3 protein-coding genes are annotated in these 3268 nt (G+C 44.4%); 2 read left to right on the forward strand and 1 reads right to left on the reverse strand.

Going from position 1 to position 3268, the window contains the following annotated elements; genetic code table 11:
• Positions 1–127: 127 nt before the first annotated feature.
• Positions 128–1501 (reverse strand): CoA transferase, encoded by a 1374-nt coding sequence (locus tag BV372_RS24640; protein ID WP_086689128.1) that lies wholly within the window; start codon positions 1499–1501, stop codon positions 128–130.
• A gap of 316 nt (positions 1502–1817) precedes the next feature.
• On the opposite strand from BV372_RS24640, the gene BV372_RS36650 reads away from it, so the two are divergent.
• Together BV372_RS36650 and BV372_RS24645 are read left to right on the forward strand one after the other, a co-directional pair.
• Entirely contained in the window at positions 1818–1976 is a 159-nt protein-coding gene (locus BV372_RS36650) for a hypothetical protein (RefSeq protein ID WP_179198223.1), read from the forward strand.
• A 765-nt stretch (positions 1977–2741) separates the two neighbouring features.
• Positions 2742–3170 carry a hypothetical protein gene (locus tag BV372_RS24645; protein WP_086689129.1) on the forward strand — a complete coding sequence of 143 codons (429 nt, stop codon included), beginning with the start codon at positions 2742–2744 and terminating at the stop codon, positions 3168–3170.
• The last annotated feature ends 98 nt before the right edge of the window (positions 3171–3268 follow it).

Here is a 3268-nt window from a genome sequence, read left to right on the forward strand (position 1 = left end):
CCCTTTAACCTTTTCCCTTTTCCCACCTCTTGCAAAAACCACTTTTGCAAGAGGTCTATTGTACTTTGCGCTGCGCAACAACACACCCAACAAAATAAGATTTGCGATGATTAGTGCCTTTCTTCTATCAAAGCCATTCAGCCAATGAGGAACCTAACGGCGATGACGGTAAATCCCAATACATCGGACAACCTTCTATAACCAAAGGTGGTTTCAGACGCTGTGCCGCCCCCCACGCGGTAGCTTCGATGGCTGGAGCAAGATCATTCCTATTCTCCGCCTCAATCTTTGCAGCAAGACCATTTTCAACCGGATAACAAGCAAGTATTGCTGCTGTTCTGGCAAGCGAAGCCCGTACTTCCATACCTTGGCCGCTCGTCACACGCCTAATTAAGCCTCGTATCGCTGCTGCTGCAAGCAAATACCCTGTTGCATGATCGAGAGCCTGCACGGGCAACGGAAATGGGCAGTTTTTATTTGCTTTGACCATCCCGGTATGTGCAATACCGCTTGACATCTGTACTAGGCTATCAAATCCCCTACGCAATTTCCATGGCCCGTTCCAGCCATAAGCATTGAGTGAAATATCAACCAGCCCAGGACGCAACTTTTGTCTTTCTTCACTGTCAAGACCAAGATGTGCCAGTGCGCCAGTTCGGTATCCATGGATAATTACATCAGCATCACCCAAAAGTTTTTTCAGTGTGGCCATACCGTTGGCACTCTTTAGATCAAGCCGGGCACAGCGCTTGCCTAATACCACTTCCGGCACAACACCTGGTTCTTCCCATCCTATGGGATCAATACGCAATACTTGCGCCCCATAACTGGCAAGAAACCGTGTGGCAACGGGGCCAGCAAGAACTCTGGTCAGGTCAAGTACACGTATGCCTTCTAAAGGCCGCCCTGCCGGAATTAGCCAGTTTGGCATATGAGCGGAATCCGTAGCAGAAATGTGCAGAAGCGGCTCAGTGGCTACCGCTCGCCCCTGAGCGTGCATGCTCCAATCTTCTGCTGATCTCATAACGGCGGCACAACCGTTTGCAGAAACTATTGCATCTTCAAGCTCATTTGCTTGCCAACTCGCAACAGCCTTCGTTACGGCTTCTCTATCTTCTGAACAACCAAGCACTTGCAGTGCAGCACGGCGATGGTGCGGTGCATTGGTGTGTAATCTTATCCAGTTGTCACTTGCCTTATAATCACCGGCCACTGCATCCCATGGCTGAGGCAACTGCCACCCTATTGGACGTAACGATCTAGAAAACCACATGGATGCAAGCCGTCGATCCACCTGAATTAGCGGCATCTTGCCACTGCGTATGGCAATAAATTCGGCAACCGCCATTCCAGCAGATGCAATGGATGCTATCGCCAAATCGGTAACAGCATAGACCGATGCCAGATCACCAACACCAGATACATTGAGAATATCCATTGCGGCAAGCGACCCGCCAAATGCTTTCTGGATTTCTACGATGATAGTTTTATACCTCGCCATAGTATACCATTGAGCTGTGAGTTTAATTCTTCTATGAGGTTCAGCAATATCTCTACGGTTTGACGCACTGATTCGTCTGCAATCCCTGAGGGGTCAATGGTTTGCAGCAGATCAGATACAGAGGAGTCAGGGGGTGATTTTTGTCGTCATGTGCCATATTCTATGACGTTTTGTACACCTTGCTCACCTTTTTATTTTTTTGGCTACCCCGGATTATTGAGCCGATACATGATTAGGTTAGAAAAAAGGCATTAGAGATACACTAAATATCATCGATATTTCAGCATATATAACCTAACCAATTTTACTAATTCCTATGACTCAAAGCCAAGATAATCAACCCGCTTGGTGGGAATCGGTACAAAAGATTTTAGATAACAAATTGGTGGGGTGGGGTGTGTCGGGTATTTTTGTTGCCATTGCTGCCGATCATGCCAAAAATGCTCGATGGCAAGAGTTTGCCATCTTTTGCTGATCCCAAGGTCAACTCATCTGCCCAGGTGAGGACTTTTTAGCCTTCCCACTTTTAATCATTGAAGGCAAAAAGCGACTTCCCCAAAAATTTCTCCGCAACTTGATGGATACAATGTCATTGCGAATGGAGCGCAGCGAAATGTAGGCGAAGCCTTCCCGAAGGGTAGCAATCGCAAGAACTAGGATTGCTTCGCTTCTCTACGAGACGCTAACGCGAACGCTCGCAATGACTGGAAATAAAGAGATCGCACTTCGTGGAAATTTTATATTTGGCGATCGCCATAACTGATATCTTCATTCAAAAAACACATTAAGTTGAATTTAGTAAGCAAAATGGCATTTTACTTACTCAAAATGCCTTATTGGGTTCACAAAATGCCTTAACGCTTACTCATTTTGGTGTTTTACGCAAGCAAAAAGCCTTAATGAGTTCTTAAAAAGCCTTAACGCCTACTCATTTTAGTAAATCACGCACTCATTTTAGTGTTTTCCGCAAGTAAAAAGCCTTAATGAGTTCTCAAAAAGCCTTAACGCCTACTCATTTCGGTAAATCACGCACTTATTTTGGTGTTTTCCGCAAGTAATCGGCAAATTACATTTTAAATTTACTTATTTGCCAACTCATATTAGGAATTCACCTAACTAATTATAGAAATATCTATGTAGCAAAAGTCATTGCAGATTTGGCGAAATCTTCTCAGGCTGATCGATACAAAAGTTTTTAAGGTAAATAATATTAACCGTACTGTATGAGAAGGCGTAGGATATGGCACGTCAAAAAAGAAGCTCTAAAGTATTAGAAAGAGCAGTGCGTCGTGCTGCTAGCATGAACTCAATTAATCCAAATTTAGATGTAGGTAATGGACTTACTTTACCTGCCTTTTCCACTCTCATTGAGAAGATGCAAACTCAAGAATATGCATATAATAGTGCCCTTTCTAACTTGGATGGGTTATACCGTGAAATGCTAGAAACCGAGCGTGAATTGGGAGACATGACCGAACTTATACTGTTGGGAGTTGCAACAAAATTTGGCAAAAGCAGTGTAGAGTACAACATGGCAGGAGGAGTACCTAAAAACCAGCGCCGCCGGGCAACAAAAAGTGGCTCACCAACTCCTAGTTCTCAGCCAACGGCATTAGTTGCGAGTGAAAACGGTAATGGAAATGGCAAGACGCCAACAGTAACAAGTTAGGATGTGATACGCATTTTAATAAATATACAAATACATTGGTAGGGGTTTAGCAATGCTCATACGTGTCAACTTAATGTGAAACCCTTTTGGTTGACAAG

This window comes from Nostoc sp. T09 (genome assembly GCF_002154695.1).
Taxonomy (GTDB): domain Bacteria; phylum Cyanobacteriota; class Cyanobacteriia; order Cyanobacteriales; family Nostocaceae; genus Aulosira.